General features: G+C 70.0%; 18 protein-coding genes. 16 read left to right on the forward strand and 2 right to left on the reverse strand.

The features are described 5' to 3' along the window. The first annotated feature begins 37 nt into the window (after positions 1-37). The 12 genes from ACIGHB_RS04745 (at position 38) to ACIGHB_RS04800 (ending at position 9,024) form a co-directional block, all read left to right on the forward strand. On the forward strand, positions 38-1,156 hold the full coding sequence (locus ACIGHB_RS04745; protein ID WP_399909551.1) for an FAD-dependent monooxygenase: 1,119 nt from the start codon (positions 38-40) through the stop codon (positions 1,154-1,156). Positions 1,157-1,240: 84 nt separating this feature from the next. Then, positions 1,241-1,927: an alpha/beta fold hydrolase gene (locus tag ACIGHB_RS04750; protein ID WP_360310485.1), complete on the forward strand. Its 687-nt coding sequence runs from the start codon at positions 1,241-1,243 to the stop codon at positions 1,925-1,927. 21 nt (positions 1,928-1,948) lie between these two features. Beyond that, the gene (locus tag ACIGHB_RS04755; RefSeq protein WP_399909554.1) at positions 1,949-2,344 is read left to right on the forward strand and encodes a VOC family protein; all 396 of its coding nucleotides are present in this window, start codon (positions 1,949-1,951) and stop codon (positions 2,342-2,344) included. A gap of 127 nt (positions 2,345-2,471) precedes the next feature. Then, the gene (locus ACIGHB_RS04760; protein ID WP_399909556.1) at positions 2,472-3,635 is read left to right on the forward strand and encodes an esterase-like activity of phytase family protein; all 1,164 of its coding nucleotides are present in this window, start codon (positions 2,472-2,474) and stop codon (positions 3,633-3,635) included. A 76-nt stretch (positions 3,636-3,711) separates the two neighbouring features. Continuing rightward, entirely contained in the window at positions 3,712-4,194 is a 483-nt protein-coding gene (locus tag ACIGHB_RS04765; protein WP_399909558.1) for a DUF1203 domain-containing protein, read from the forward strand. A 349-nt stretch (positions 4,195-4,543) separates the two neighbouring features. After that, entirely contained in the window at positions 4,544-4,888 is a 345-nt protein-coding gene (locus ACIGHB_RS04770) for an RNHCP domain-containing protein (RefSeq protein ID WP_388866675.1), read from the forward strand. 1 nt (position 4,889) lies between these two features. Further along, the gene (locus tag ACIGHB_RS04775) at positions 4,890-5,318 is read left to right on the forward strand and encodes an RNHCP domain-containing protein (protein WP_399909560.1); all 429 of its coding nucleotides are present in this window, start codon (positions 4,890-4,892) and stop codon (positions 5,316-5,318) included. 190 nt (positions 5,319-5,508) lie between these two features. Further along, positions 5,509-7,254, forward strand: coding sequence for a recombinase family protein (locus ACIGHB_RS04780; protein ID WP_399909562.1), 1,746 nt, complete (start codon positions 5,509-5,511; stop codon positions 7,252-7,254). A gap of 426 nt (positions 7,255-7,680) precedes the next feature. Further along, positions 7,681-7,917, forward strand: coding sequence for a hypothetical protein (locus ACIGHB_RS04785; protein WP_399909563.1), 237 nt, complete (start codon positions 7,681-7,683; stop codon positions 7,915-7,917). A 2-nt stretch (positions 7,918-7,919) separates the two neighbouring features. Beyond that, entirely contained in the window at positions 7,920-8,417 is a 498-nt protein-coding gene (locus ACIGHB_RS04790; RefSeq protein WP_399909565.1) for a hypothetical protein, read from the forward strand. A gap of 2 nt (positions 8,418-8,419) precedes the next feature. Further along, positions 8,420-8,674 carry a hypothetical protein gene (locus tag ACIGHB_RS04795; RefSeq protein WP_399909566.1) on the forward strand — a complete coding sequence of 85 codons (255 nt, stop codon included), beginning with the start codon at positions 8,420-8,422 and terminating at the stop codon, positions 8,672-8,674. Positions 8,675-8,811: 137 nt separating this feature from the next. Beyond that, positions 8,812-9,024, forward strand: a complete 213-nt coding sequence (locus ACIGHB_RS04800; protein ID WP_399910436.1) for an HNH endonuclease — start codon at positions 8,812-8,814, stop codon at positions 9,022-9,024. Between the two features lie 93 nt (positions 9,025-9,117). On the opposite strand, the gene ACIGHB_RS04805 is transcribed toward ACIGHB_RS04800, so the two are convergent. Then, positions 9,118-9,357, reverse strand: a complete 240-nt coding sequence (locus ACIGHB_RS04805; RefSeq protein ID WP_399909568.1) for a hypothetical protein — start codon at positions 9,355-9,357, stop codon at positions 9,118-9,120. 668 nt (positions 9,358-10,025) lie between these two features. Then, the gene (locus ACIGHB_RS04810; RefSeq protein WP_399909570.1) at positions 10,026-11,390 is read right to left on the reverse strand and encodes a hypothetical protein; all 1,365 of its coding nucleotides are present in this window, start codon (positions 11,388-11,390) and stop codon (positions 10,026-10,028) included. 191 nt (positions 11,391-11,581) lie between these two features. Between ACIGHB_RS04810 and ACIGHB_RS04815 the strand changes: the two genes are divergently transcribed. From ACIGHB_RS04815 to ACIGHB_RS04830, 4 genes are all read left to right on the forward strand, one after another. Then, positions 11,582-11,743, forward strand: a complete 162-nt coding sequence (locus ACIGHB_RS04815) for a hypothetical protein (protein WP_399909572.1) — start codon at positions 11,582-11,584, stop codon at positions 11,741-11,743. 262 nt (positions 11,744-12,005) lie between these two features. Next, complete coding sequence (locus ACIGHB_RS04820) at positions 12,006-12,197, forward strand: hypothetical protein (protein WP_399909574.1); 192 nt, start codon at positions 12,006-12,008, stop codon at positions 12,195-12,197. Positions 12,198-12,378: 181 nt separating this feature from the next. Next, positions 12,379-12,834 carry an NUDIX domain-containing protein gene (locus ACIGHB_RS04825; protein ID WP_383623264.1) on the forward strand — a complete coding sequence of 152 codons (456 nt, stop codon included), beginning with the start codon at positions 12,379-12,381 and terminating at the stop codon, positions 12,832-12,834. A gap of 104 nt (positions 12,835-12,938) precedes the next feature. After that, the gene (locus ACIGHB_RS04830) at positions 12,939-13,817 is read left to right on the forward strand and encodes a hypothetical protein (protein ID WP_399909576.1); all 879 of its coding nucleotides are present in this window, start codon (positions 12,939-12,941) and stop codon (positions 13,815-13,817) included. Positions 13,818-13,867 lie beyond the last annotated feature (50 nt).

The following is a 13,867-nucleotide window of genomic DNA, read 5'->3' on the forward strand; positions in this document are numbered from 1 at the left end:
GACGCGTACACCGTACGAATCACCCAAGGAGCTCCCCATGAAGACCAGCAAGACCGTGCTCATCTCCGGCGGCGGCATCGCCGGCCCCGTCCTCGCCCACTGGCTGCGCCGCCGGGGCTTCGAGCCCACCGTCGTGGAGCGCGCCCCCGCCCCGCGGGCCGGCGGCCAGGCCGTCGACGTCCGGGGCGTCGCCCTCGACGTCATGGCGCGCACGGGCCTCCTGGACCGGGCGCGCGCCGTACGGACCCGGATGCGCGGCATGTCCGTCCTCGACCCGTACGGGAACGAGGTCCACCGCTCCACGGAGGCCACCTTCAGCAGCGGCCGGCTCGACAGCGAGGACATCGAGGTCCTGCGCGAGGACCTGGTGCGGATGGCGTACGAGCACACCCGCGCCGAGGTCGAGTACGTCTTCGGCGACGGCCTCACCGCCCTGGAGGAGGACGAGGCGGGCGTGCGCGCCGACTTCGCGCACGGCCCGTCCCGCCGCTTCGACCTCGTCGTCGGCGCCGACGGCCTCCACTCCACCGTGCGGCGCCTCGCCTTCGGTCCGGAGGAGCGCTACGCCCACCACCTGGGCAGCTACCTCTCCGTCTTCGGCACGGACAACTTCCTCGCCCTGGAGGACTGGCAGGTGTGGCTGCGGGACGGGGACGCCGGCTTCGGCATCATGCCCGTGCGCGACAACACCGAGCTGAGGATCGCCTTCGGCTTCGAGTCCGCACCGCTCGCCCCCGCCTCGCGCACCGGCGACGCCCTGCGGCGCACGGTCGTCTCGAGGCTCGGCGCGCTGGGCTGGGAGGGCGCGCGGCTGGCCGAGGCCGCCCGCGAGGCCCCCGACTTCTACTGCGACGCCATGGCGCAGATCCGCATGGACGGGTGGTCGCGCGGCCGGGTGACCCTGCTCGGCGACGCCGGCTACTGCCCCTCCCCGCTCTCCGGGCAGGGCACCAGCCTCGCCCTGGTCGGCGCGTACGTCCTGGCCGAATCCCTCGCCCTGCACGACGGCGACCACCTCGCCGCCTACGCCTCCTACGAGGAGCGGATGCGGCCCTTCGCCGAGCTCAACCAGGCCCTGGCCACCGAGAACCCCGGCGGTCCGGCCTCCGAGGAGTCCGTCGAGCGCGCCAAGAACGCGATCAGGCTGGACGGGTGAGGACGGGGCCGGATCGCGTTGTCACACCCGCCCGCTAGCGTGCCGGTCCGGACGCACCGCCCCGCCCGCCGAGGGAGAACCACCGTGGACATCCTGCTCATCGCCGGCCTCTGGCTCCCCGCCTCCGCCTGGGACGACGTCGTGCCCGAGCTCACCGCCCTCGGCCACCGCCCCGTGCCGGTCGCCCTCCCCGGCCAGGGCGACGGCGACACCTCCGCGACCCTGGCCGACCAGCTGGACGCCGTCCTCGCGGCCGTCGACGCGGCGCACGGGAAGCCGCTGGTCGTCGGCCACTCGGCGGCGGCGAGCCTGGCCTGGGCGGCCGCCGACGCGCGGCCCGGGAAGCCCTCCGGGGTCGCGCTGATCGGCGGCTTCCCGGCCGCCGACGGGACGCCGTACGCCGACTTCTTCCCGGTCGAGGACGGGGTCATGGCCTTCCCCGGCTGGGCCCCCTTCGAGGGCCCGGACGCCGCCGACCTGGACGAACCCGCCCGGGACCGCTTCGCCTCCGCCGCCGTCCCCGTCCCCGCAGGGGTCGCCAGGGGCGTGGTCCGGCTGACCGACGCACGCCGCTTCGACGTCCCCACCGTGCTCGTCTGCCCCGAATTCGGCCCGGAGCAGGCGCGGGAGTGGATCGCCGCCGGCGAGAGCCCCGAACTCGCCCGCGCCCGCCGCCTCACCTACGCCGACCTCGACTCGGGCCACTGGCCGATGACCACCCGCCCCCGCGAACTCGCGCGTGTCCTGGCCGGGATCGCCGCCGGGCTCTGACGTCTCACTACGCTGTCCCGCATGGCATGCCGCATCAGTGAACTGGTCCTCGACTGTGCCGACCCCGAGCGCCTCGCCGCCTTCTGGAGCGGCGTCCTCGGCTACGTCGAGCTGAACCGGGAGGACGACGGGAGCATCGAGATCGGGCCGCCCGGCGCCGGCTTCGGCGGCCCGCAGCCCACCCTCGTCCTCAGCCCCTCCGCCGAACCCCGCACCGGCAAGCTCCGGTTGCACATCGACGTCAGCGCCACCGACCGCGACCAGGACGCCGAACTGGAGCGGCTGCTCGCGCTCGGCGCCGTACCGGCCGACGTCGGGCAGACGGGGGAGGAGAGCTGGTACGTCCTCGCCGACCCGGAGGGCCACGAGTTCTGTCTGCTGCGCCGCCGCATCGAACCCGTGGGCGGGACGCGGTAGTCGAGCCGGTCGTCCGCCCTTCCGACCGTCCGACCGTCCGACCGTCCGATCGTCGGACCGGGCGGCCGGGAGGACCACTCGCGTGGGTGACTGTGGGGCCGGTGCGGACCGGGAAATGATCATCCGCATGAGCTCCTCCCTGATCCGCCGCGCCTGCGTCGCGGCCGTGCTCCTGACGTCCACGCTCGCCCCCGTCGTGGCCGCCGCACCCCAACCCGGCGGCCCCGCACCCGAGTCGAAGCGCGCGGTGCAGGCCCGCCTGCTCGGCGAGAAGATCGTCCCGCACAAGCTCGACTTCCAGGGCACCACGGTCGGCGGCCTCTCCGGCATCGACCGCGACCGCTGCACCGGCGCCTACGTCTTCATCAGCGACGACCGCTCGTTCCTCCAGCCCGCGCGCTTCTACACCGCCGAACTCGACGTCGACGCCGGAGGCGTCCACTCCGTCGACTTCACCGCGACCCGCCCCTTCCTCCAGCCGGACGGAACGGTCTACCCGTCGCCCGCCCTGAACGACGGCAAGGCCATCGACCCGGAGGAGATCCGCGTCGACCCGCTCACCTGCCGCTACTGGTGGGGCCAGGAGGGCGACCGCCCGGCCGTCGCCGGCCCGCCGGTCATCCAGCCGTCCATCGAGATCTCCGCCCCCGACGGCAGCCACCGCGGCTCGCTGCGGCTGCCGGAGAACTACACGATCACGCCCGACAGCGGACCGCGCCGCAACCAGGCCGTCGAAGCCCTCACCTTCGGCGCCCGCGGCTCCGTGGTGACCAGCGCGATCGAGGGCCCGCTCGTCCAGGACGGGCCGGTGCCGGACACGACGCACGGCGCGCTCGTCCGCGTCACGCGGCAGACCCGCGCCGGCCGGGTCCTCGGCCAGTTCGCGTACCCGATCGAGAAGATCTTCGCCGAGTCCGACCCGACCAGCCCGTGGGGCCCCGACACCGGCGTCCCGTCCCTCCTCGCCTTCCCCGACGACCCGAACCGCTACCTCGTCCTCGAACGCACCTGGGTCGCCGGCTCCGGGTACAAGGTCCGCCTGTACGACGCCACCACGCGCGGCGCCACCGACGTGCGGGCCGTGGACTCCCTGGCCGGACAGCCCGTCCGCCCCATGCGGAAGACGCTCGTCGCGGACTTCCACACCCTCGGCCTCTCCACCGTCGACAACACCGAGGGCATGACCTGGGGCCCCGTCCTGCCCTCCGGCGAGCGGACGCTGATCCTCGTCAGCGACGACAACTTCGCCGCGGACGCGGTCACCCAGATCGTCGCGCTCGCCCTGCGCTGACCCCGGCGCGTCCCGTCCCGAGCGTGTGGTCCGAATCCCGCCAGCGGGACGGGGGGTTCCGGCCGACCCTGGTCGCATGAGCCTCTTCACGCCCCGGGCCGTCGGGCCCGCCGTACTCGCCGGCCTCCGGACCGCCGACGACGCCGGGCGGCCCTGCCGCCCGTTCACCGCGCCGGAGGGCGGCGAGCCGCTGCGCTGCTGTCTGCGGCGGGCCCGCGCGGGGGAGCGGATCGCGCTCGTCTCGTACGCGCCGCTGCGCCGGTGGGCCGCCGCCACCGGCGCGGAACCGGGGGCGTACGACGAGGTCGGCCCGGTCTTCGTGCACGCGGAGGAGTGCGCGGGCCCCGACGGCGGCGAGGGGTATCCCTTCGAGCACGCGGGGGCCCGCCGGACCGTCCGCCGGTACGGCGCCGACGGGCGGATCCTCGGCGGTCGGCTCGTCGAACTCCCCGGCCTGGAGGCGGCGTTCGCGGACGCCTTCGCCGACCCGGCGACCGCGCTCGTGCACGTCAGGGCCGTCGAGTACGGCTGCTTCCTCTTCGAGGTCCGGCGTCCGTAGCCCGGCTCGGCGTCCGTGGTTCGGCTCGGCGTCCGTAGTCCGGTCCGGCGGCCGTAGTCCGGTCCTGCGGCCGTAGTCCGACCCGGCGCCGGTGGCCCGACCCGGTGGTCCTCGTCGGAAAAACGGTGGCGGCGGGCGCGGCGGGCTGTCTACTGTCGGGCCCGAACCGTCCGCCGTACGACCGGGCCCCACCGGGCCCATCGAGAGGGTGCTCTATGACCCGGCCCGCGCCGAGCGCGCATCGCACCGGCCCCACCGCCGCCGCCTAGAACCCGGCGCCGCCCCCCCCGCGAGGCCCGCTCGGCCGACTCCTGCTGTCAGTGACGATTCCTCAGCAAGGAGCCTCCGGGTGACCATCACCATCGACACCTTCACCTGCGTGTGGTGCGGACTCACCGTCCACGCCCACGCCGCCGGCGGACAGCGGCGCAACCACTGCCCGTCCTGCCTGCACTCCCGGCACGTCCACGACCACGTCGAGGGCGGGCCGAGCGACTGCGAGGCGCGGATGACGCCGATCTCCATCGCCGTGCTGCGGACCGGGGACTGGATGATCGTCCACCGCTGCGTGCGCTGCGACGAGCTGACCTCCAGCCCTGTCGCCGAGGACGACAACCGGCTCATCCTGATGCGGATGGCGGTACGGCCACTGGCCCAGCCGCCGTTCCCGCTCGAAGCGTTCGGGGACCTGTGACATGGCCCGCCGCACGCGTACCGACGACCGCCGCCGCGTCCAGCGGCGCAAGGACGTCCTGCACGGGCAGCGGAGCGGCCACCGGGAGCAGGACTTCCGGTGCGTCGGCTGCCGGCTCGTCGTGCCGCTGACCGCCCCCGGCACGGCGCACCGCAACCACTGCCCGCACTGTCTGGCCAGCCTGCACGTGGACGGCCGCGTCCCCGGAGACCGGGCTGCCGCCTGCCGGGGCCGGATGGTGCCGCTCAGCGTCTCCGTGCGGCCCGACGGGGAGTGGCTGCTCGTCCACGAGTGCCGGTCCTGCGGGGAGCTGAGCGCCAACCGGATCGCCGGCGACGACAACGCCCTCGCCCTGATGCGGCTCGCCCTGCGACCGCTCCGGGACCCGGGCGTGCCGGACGTGGCCCACGGGGCGCTGCTCGCCCTGTGAGCCGGAGCCCGTACGCCTCCGGGGGCGTACGGGCTCCGTCGACCGCATGCACGCACCCGCTCACTGCACGCAGAACTCGTTCCCCTCGGGGTCTCCCAACACACGGAACTAGTAGTTCTGGAGTGTTGCCGTGGGTACGTCGGTGCTGGTCAAGGATGCTTCCGGGAATTCCTTGCTCCCTACAAGGAGCATGAACACCCTTACTCGTGAACCCCTGAATCCTCTTGCGGGCACGGTCTACACCGAGACCCTTCGGGGCGTGCGGTGTGTCCGTCTGTCCGTACTCACCGATGAGACCACCAGCCCCGAGCGGCAGCGCGAGGCCGACGACATAGCGGCAGCCGCGCACAACATCAGCTTCGGCGAGGGTGACCAGCTCCGTGAAGCGGTGGACTTGGACGTGTCCGCGTCCAAGGTGTCCCCGTTCGACCGTCCCGCCCTTGGGGCTTGGCTCGCCCGACCGGACGACTTCGACGTGTTGGTGTGGTGGCGCTTCGACCGCGCCATCCGGTCCATGAGCGACATGCAGAACCTTGCCGAGTGGGCGAGGAAGCACCGAAAGGTGTTGCTGTTCGCCGAGGGCATCGGCGGGGGCCCGATGGTTCTGGATTTCCGTAACCCCATGGACCCCATGAGCGAACTCATGATGCTCATGCTCGCCTTTGCCGCACAGGTCGAGTCGCAGAGCATCAAGGATCGCGTTACGGGTGCCCTGGGGGCCATCCGGAGGATGCCGCTTCGATGGCGCGGTGGTGGGCGCCCCTCGTACGGCTACATGCCTGCTCCGATGCCTACCGAGCACGGCGGAATCGGGTGGACGCTCGTCCCCGACCCGGACGCCGTGGAGGTCATCGAACGGATCGTCCGGGAGCTGTTCGACGGCCTGACCGTCTCGGCCATCGCTGCGGGTCTCAACGCAGACGGGATTCCGAGCCCTCGTGATCACTGGGCCGTGAAGATGAAGCGCGAGAAGGGCGGGAGGACCGGCGGGGCCAAGGGGACGCCCGTCGTTCGGTCGGTTTTCAAGTGGACCCCCGCCGTCATCACGCGGATGCTGCGCAACGAATCGCTGCTCGGCTGGAAGATGCACCAGGGCAAGCCCGTGCGGGACACCGAGGGCAACCCGGTCATGCAGACCGAACAGCCGATCATGACCCGCGCGGAGTTCGACGCGATCGTCGCCGTGCTCGACTCCCGCAGCATCGACAACCGCGAGCGGCACGACACGGACGCGCTGCTGTTGCGCGTGATCCACTGCGATGCGTGCGGGGGCCGCATGTACCTCAGCAAGCAGGAAGGCAAGGGCGGCAACTACAAGTGCAACAGCCACGCCCGGGGAGACGTCTGCGAAGCGCCCTCCAACATCCGCGCGGACTGGGCGGACGAGTACGTGACCGCCGAGTTCCTGCGGTTGGTCGGCCCGATCCAGACCAAGCATGTGGTTGAGATCCCGGGTTACGACCCCGAGCCGGAGTTGCTTGCCACGGTCGCCGAGTTCGCCGAGCACCAGGAACAGAAGGGGCGGCAGAAGTCCAAGCACGCGGCCGCCGAGTGGCAGCGCCGCGCGGACGCGCTAGATGCCCGCATAGCTCTGCTGGAAGCCGCCGAGAAGGTAGAGCCGAGCCGAGTCGTCACCCCGACCGGCCGCACGTTCGCCGACGAGTGGGCCGAGAAGGACACCGCGGGCCGGCGAGCCATGCTCACCGAAGCGGGCGTTCGTCTCGATGTGCGGCGCGGCACCCGTGGCGGGTGGCGGAAGCTGGACACACGCCGAGTGGACTTCACCATGCGCGGAGACTTGGACCCCGCCGCGGAAGCCGTCACCGACACGGCTGGAGACCAGGAAGCCGAGCGCCGACACGAAGCGCCCCCGGCCCCCGGCAGCGCCGTACGGTTCCCGGAGACGAGCGAAGAACGAGTGCTCACGGCTGCGTGAGCGGACGGCCGTACCGACCGAGCCGAGCCCCGGTAGTCCCTCGCGGACCGCCGGGGCTTTGCTGTGCCCCCCCCACACGGGGCCGACCAGCGGGCCGAGCCATGACGGTATGACGGTTCAGACTATTTTTTCGTATGCACAAGAAAAAATAAGGAGAAAACCAAACCGTGCATCGAAACGCCATCCCGTCATGTCCCGTCGATGAGGGAATCTGCCCGTCCCTACTACTTCCGGAAGTGGGCCCGACGACAGCTCCCGAGGGACGCGGGAATCCGTTGCTCCCTATTACATAGTGAAAGCGGACTGCTGTGCACCGCAGGGAGCCGCGGGAATCCTCTGGGCCCTACAACCCACTAGCACCCCGCGAAGCAAGCGGGTTCGGTGGCGGTAGCGCCGCAGATCGGCAGAAGACAGGAGAGATAGACCATGAGCGCGATTTTGAGTGGAGCGGGATTTCTGGACGGTCCGCGGAACAAGGGACAGATCCAGGCGGATGCCTGGAAGCGGGATGAGCGCATGGAGGAGCTGGCTGCGCTCAAGGTGTCGAACCCCGGGACGTTCGACCGTCTGAGCCCGACCGTGCGGATGAGTCTCGGCTACTACGAGCAGGACAAGAAGCTGGCTGCCGAGCACGGCCGCGATGTGACCAACGGGGGTAAGTGAGTATGGCTACCGAGATTGAGAAGGCTGCCGAGCGGGTGGCGAAGCTGCGTGCGCAGGCGGAGAAGCTGTCCGGCCCGCTTGCTGACGCGCAGGCTCAGTTGGACGCTGCGCGGGAAGCAGAAACAGCACGCCGCAACGAACGAGAGGGGGAGTACAACCGCAACGTGGTTGCCACATGGCGGGACCGTGCGGACGAAGCCGCGAACTCCGGCGATGACGCCCATGCGCGGTTCCTCGATGCTCTTTCCGCGGAGCCGTGGTTCGCGGCGTACGTCGAGTACCGATCTGCCCGCTACAAGCGAGGGCACGTTCTCACTGAGGCGCAGCGTGCCCAGACGGCGCTGCGCGAGGTGGTGACGGTGCCTGAACAGCGCTGGTATGACGCCGAGATCCTGGACGAGATCCAGCGGGCAGTAGAGAAGCAGGCCGCAGCGCTGGGAGCCAAGTTCTCCGAGGAACTGGACGCGCAGCGCGAAGCCTTCGTTGCTGAACAGGACTGACGATGGCTGTTGACGCGCTGGACCCCGGCCCGGAGGGGGATTACCCGTACTTCCCTCGCGATGCGCAGGGACGGCCGCTCTGGTCCGACACGGGCTCGATACTGAAAGGGGGAACCGTGATGCCGCGCGGCGTCCAGGCCATGCGCGATCCTGTCAACCCTGGCGGCGTCGTGATCGTGGATGTCACGCCGCGTCTACCGGATGGCTCGCCTATCGATCCGCCGACCGTCCCGCCGAAGGGAACGACCCCCGCGTAGTGCAGGGGTCGTAAGGCAGAGCACGGGGGCTGTGCCACCTTGCGCAGCCCCCGCTGTGTCCGATCCTTCGGCCGGCGAGCGCCCAGACACAACGACGAGCGGCCCGGAACGCTGCTGCGGCCCGGCTCCGGAGCCGTATCGACGCACGGGGCTCCGCGTGGTGCGACTGGTGCCTAGGCGACTTCCCCGCGGCGGACGTGGACGTGGACCATGTGCGGCCCCTCTCGATGGGAGGGACCGACACGGACGGCAACGTTCAAGTGCTGTGCCGGGGGTGTCACCAGCTCAAGACGAGCACGGAGTTCGGTTCCCCGCGCACGGTGCGGACGGGGAGAGTCCTGCTTCGCTAAGGGCGTCCCGCGAAGATCTTGGCTCCGGGTCCGGGACGGTCTGAAGAGCTCGTGGAGTACTCAGGGACCGGGTGAAGTCGGCGAGCGTGTGGGTTACCTGACTCCCTCGTCGAGCGTGTAATCGAATCGATTCCCAAAGACCTTGTCGAGCAAGCCCCGGGAATGCGTGGGTGTGGAGCCTTCGTACACCGCGACGGTATTGCCGCTGGCATCAACCACGATCAGGCGCTCGGGGAGCAGTGTTCCCCCTGACGCCTCGATGACGGTCACGCCATCGCGTTCTACGAGACTCAGCGTGGCCGGAGTCGCGGGGGTGGAGTCGTCGTGCGACACGGTGCCCTGCCTTTCTCTGTACGTCAGTCGTCTCCGACATCTTTCTCCGATGGTTACGCAACACGCCAATCCCATCACCTTCTGTCGTCTGGTGCACGTACCCCATCGGGTGAACGACTCCGCTTTTGGAGGTACCCATGCCGCGTAGACCCCGCCCCCCTTGCTCGGTACCCGGGTGCCCTGAGCTGACGGCCCGTGGTGGCCGCTGTGCCGCTCACGAGCGTGAGGCGAACGCACTGCGGGAGACACCGGGGACGAGCGCGTACGGGCGACGGTGGCCGAACATCCGGCGCCGCTACCTCTACGCCCATCCGTGGTGCGTGCTGTGCACGAAGCCGGCGACGGTGGCTGACCACTTCCCGGAGTCGCGTCGCTCGCTGGTCGCACGTGGCGTGTCCGACCCGGACGCGTGGCATCGGCTTCGTCCGCTGTGCACGTCGTGTCACTCGCGTGAGACCGCGAAGCACCAGCCGGGCGGATGGGCTGCCGAGCGTGTCCGTCCTCGCTTGCCCGCCCCCCCCGACCAGGGGGTGACCCCCTCCCCGAGCCCTGGAAGCACGGCAGGGAGGCGTTTTTTTCGCATGGCTCATTTGAGCGTTTTCGCGGAATGCTGATCGCCCCGCCAGTCCTCTTTCGTGAGGCTGGCGGGGCTTTCTGCGTTCAGAAATTCACGCGGCCTTGAGCTTGGCGACTTCGCGCACGCGCTCGTGAAGTTCCCGAACGACGGAAGAATTGCGCGGCATCGTGAGTGCCCGAAGCTTGCCGAAATGCTCGTCGCCGCGCGCGGTGGAGAGCACTTCGTAGTCGTCCAGGAAGCGCCCCCACGTACGGCACGACTCTTCCAGGTGCCCGTGTTCGTGCTGCCGCTGTGCCAGCACCGCGTGCGCGTGGAGTCGGCCTTGACGCTCCGAAGGGGACATGACCCGGATGGAGGACTTGAGTGCCTTGATCGAACCCTCCAGGTCCCGCCCCTCGTAGTGGACGTGCGAGACGTGGAACAGGAACGCGGCACGGTCGTAGCCCCCCACGGCGTCGCGCCGCGAGTCCGCCCGCGAGAGCGCGGTTTCTGCCTCCCGGAGTCGAACGACGGCCGTCCGCCGGTCGCCGACCATGGCGGAGGCGTGGGCTTGCTGACCCCGCAGGAACGCCACGAGACGGGGACCGGCCGCGCCGGTCGGAGCCGCCTCCGCCGCAGAGTCCGCGAACTCCAGGGCTCGCCGGCCGTAGCGCAGGTGCGATGCCTGCAAGCTCATCCCGCGCAGGGTCCGGCAGTACGTGAGCTGGTCGCCGGACTCCCGAGCGAGATCGAGAGCGTGCAGGTAGTAGGTCTGCCCCAGACCGTGGGCGCGCTCGTACATCGCCATCCACCCGGTGAGGTAGACGAGATCCGACGCGGCGGAGAGCATGTCCCGGTGTACGGCGTCCGGAGCCGCCGCGCGCAGGTACCCGCCAACAGTGTTGACGAGGAACGCCGATGCCATCGGGCGGGCGTGCCCGCCGCCGAGATCATCGAGAATGTCGGCGATCTTGTCCGTCATCCGTCGGACGGTCTCGACCTCACCTTGACCGATGCGGCCCGTGGGCCTGGTGAGCCTTCCCTGGTCCTCTGCGTGCGCCGTGGTCGTCAGCGCGGAGAAGGCCGGAACGGTGAGGGCGGCGGAGTACAGAGTCGTCGTGAGCAGCTTACGGCGGGACGGGTCCATATCTTCCTTCCCGAGGTCGATAAGAGAATCCACGGTGGCACGCCCGGGATCGGCAGCTACCCCGGCAGGCCGCTGCAAGCCCGCTTCCGCGTAAGAGACCGGGCGCCCTAGCTTCCGTTCCAGAACGGCAATGATCACGGGTCTGATCTGGGGTTTCGGCTGCCCGCCCTGCTTCCACTGCGAAACGGAAGGTTGGCGGTAGTCCACCGTCAGACCGGCTTCGGCAGCAACTCGGTTCACGGCATGGGCGAACTTCGTTTCCGAGTATCCCGCCTGTTCAAGGAGGGTGCAGAGACCTTCATTGCGCGGTCGTTCGGAAGCTCTGGGCACGACAACCCCCGGCGCTTATGAGTCTTATGGTTTGCCCTCCCCGTAACGGTACCGGTTCAAGCGTGCTTCGCGGTTTGCTCTTCGTACGCAAGAGATCAGCGCATGGCGGGAACGAGCCGTTCCCGTAAAGGAGGTGAGCCGTGATGAATGGCCCCCCGGCAGACCCGGTAACGAGTGCGGACCGCCCGCAGGTGCCCGACGGAGACCGGATCGACGACGCCGGGCACGACCAGGCCGTGCCGACCGGCGCCACCGAAGACTCGCCCGTACTGGTCGCCCTCATGGCGCGGGTCTCGGAGGAGAACGGGATGCGCCGAGCCATCCGGAGCGGGACCCCGGGGATGCCCGAGTGAGGACCGACAGAACACGGACCTACGCCGAGTCCCCGATCACCCTTCCGATGACGTCGGTCCCGCCCGCCGTACCCGTCCCGGGCTGCACGATATGTGCACTCGCGGCGGAGGGAGAGCGGTACAGCGTCCGCGTGCGCGACGAGTCGGCGGCTGCGGACTACCGCGTCGAGATATGTAATCACCCGCATGAAGAACCGAAGTTGACGATCAGGGAGTGTGCTCCGTGACTACGGCGCCGGCTGTCGCGGTCCCGGTCTACCGCATGGCCAAGCATCCCGGGCGGGAGTCCGAAGTCACCATGACGGCTCGCTGCCTGGGCGGCGGGTGTGCTTGGGAGTCGGAGCCGACACCGGCCGACGTGTCGTCGGGTGGGTGTGAAGCGCACACGGTCACGACGGGCCACACCGTCTTCGCCGTGACGCTGGAGTACGTGGCGCTGGTGACCCGTGAGTGAAGGAAGCCGTGGCCGTCACGGTGACCGCTGCTCTCCTGCTGCTCGCTCTGGTCGTTGCCGTCCTCGCGGAATGACGGGGCGCGCGTCGGTTTCACAGAGCGGACGTGACCCGCTCACGGTCTGACAGGTTGGTGCCGTATCCGGTAACCCTGCGGACCTGTTCCCCTCGAAAGGCTTGCTCATGAAGCGTGTTGTGGCCCGGCTCTGGCGGCTCATCCGGGGCCCGTTGCAGTGGCGCGTCCTGTGGTTCGCCCACGCCAAGTTCATGGTGGGCGTCACCGGTGTCGTACGCGACGACCAGGGGCGCGTTCTCCTCCTCAAGCACCGGATGTGGCCGCCGGAGCGCCCTTGGGGACTGCCCACGGGCTACGCGATCAAGGGCGAGGAGTTCCCGGCGACCATCGTCCGGGAGGTGAAGGAAGAGACCGGACTCATCGTCAAGCCCGGTCGTCTGGTGAGCGTGACGAGCGGTTACAAGCTCCGCGTGGAGGTCGCCTACGAGGCACTGCACGCCGGAGGAACGCTGTCCATCGATGGCTTCGAGATCTTGGAGGCGCAGTGGTTCGAACCGGACTCCCTGCCGGAGGGGATGCAGGACTCCCACCGGCAGCTCATCAGGGGCACCACCCCGTCGTAGCCCCTCTGGCACCGAACGAAACGGTGGTCGGCGCGCGGGCGTCAGAGGCTCTGGCCTCCCTGCGGGCCGACACCGCCGTCCTCACCGCAGCCCACCCCGACCACGTGTTCCGCACCGCCACGGAACGTCTGGCCCGATGGCAGGCGGCAGGTCTGGACACGGGGGTCTTCCACGCCGGCTTCTACATGGCGTGGAACCGATACGCCGAACTGGGACTCTCCCAGATGCTCCCGCTACACCGGGTGCTGGTCGGAGCGGAGTCCTCGCGTCCCGGCGCGTTCGGGGGCTTCCACCACCCCGACCAGGGTTACCGGCACTTGCAGATGGTGGCGGTGGTCACCATGCACGGTCCGTTGGAGAGCGACGTTCCCGAGCGGGCGAACTTGGCGCTACTTGATCTGCTGCGGGCCTATGCGCATGACTGCCTCCACTACGGCTCCCGCCGCCGGTACGTGGACGTTGACGGGCGCTTGGTCCGGACGCAGTACGGGATCAACTTCCGTCGCGCTTCGGGACGTACGTACTCCGCTGCGGACCCGAAGGGGGCGCCCCACACGCGCAATCTCGGTGTCGTCATGGAGGGCGCGTGCGACAGGGAAGCCCGCCGCATCACCCGTGAGGCTGCGGCACGTGTCGGGGTGGAGGAACCCGGGGACGCGGTGGGACGGCTCGCGTTCCGGGACGTGACGGGAACGCTGGCGGGGCAGGAGTCGACCGCTTCGGCCGACGCGTCCACGGACGAGGTCTCGCGCTACACCGGGGCGCTCTGGCGTTATGAAGTGGGGGTGAATTGGCGGTACGCGTCGTTCCTGGACGAGTTCGCTCCCGGGGAACAGGAAGACCTACACACCCTTGTCCTGCGCTCGGTGATCAGCGGAGCGACCGGGGCTCTCTCGGGGTGGCTGGACGACCGGCACGGCCCCGGTACCTTCGCCGGCCTGTTCCGTACGCCGGAGTACTTCGACCCCGGAGTGCCCGTCTGAACGGTTCCCACGTTGTCCGTGCACTCGCCGCGAGGGGTGCACGGAGGGGC

Source organism: Streptomyces sp. NPDC085460 (assembly GCF_044541975.1).
Classification (GTDB): Bacteria; Actinomycetota; Actinomycetes; order Streptomycetales; family Streptomycetaceae; genus Streptomyces.

Coding starts and splice junctions, on each gene's coding strand:
- ACIGHB_RS04745 (WP_399909551.1), top strand. CDS start 38: ATGAAGACCAGCAAGACCGTGCTCATCTCCGGCGGCGGCATCGCCGGC.
- ACIGHB_RS04755 (WP_399909554.1), top strand. CDS start 1,949: ATGGCATGCCGCATCAGTGAACTGGTCCTCGACTGTGCCGACCCCGAG.
- ACIGHB_RS04760 (WP_399909556.1), top strand. CDS start 2,472: ATGAGCTCCTCCCTGATCCGCCGCGCCTGCGTCGCGGCCGTGCTCCTG.
- ACIGHB_RS04765 (WP_399909558.1), top strand. CDS start 3,712: ATGAGCCTCTTCACGCCCCGGGCCGTCGGGCCCGCCGTACTCGCCGGC.
- ACIGHB_RS04775 (WP_399909560.1), top strand. CDS start 4,890: ATGGCCCGCCGCACGCGTACCGACGACCGCCGCCGCGTCCAGCGGCGC.
- ACIGHB_RS04780 (WP_399909562.1), top strand. CDS start 5,509: ATGAACACCCTTACTCGTGAACCCCTGAATCCTCTTGCGGGCACGGTC.
- ACIGHB_RS04785 (WP_399909563.1), top strand. CDS start 7,681: ATGAGCGCGATTTTGAGTGGAGCGGGATTTCTGGACGGTCCGCGGAAC.
- ACIGHB_RS04790 (WP_399909565.1), top strand. CDS start 7,920: ATGGCTACCGAGATTGAGAAGGCTGCCGAGCGGGTGGCGAAGCTGCGT.
- ACIGHB_RS04795 (WP_399909566.1), top strand. CDS start 8,420: ATGGCTGTTGACGCGCTGGACCCCGGCCCGGAGGGGGATTACCCGTAC.
- ACIGHB_RS04820 (WP_399909574.1), top strand. CDS start 12,006: ATGGCCAAGCATCCCGGGCGGGAGTCCGAAGTCACCATGACGGCTCGC.
- ACIGHB_RS04825 (WP_383623264.1), top strand. CDS start 12,379: ATGAAGCGTGTTGTGGCCCGGCTCTGGCGGCTCATCCGGGGCCCGTTG.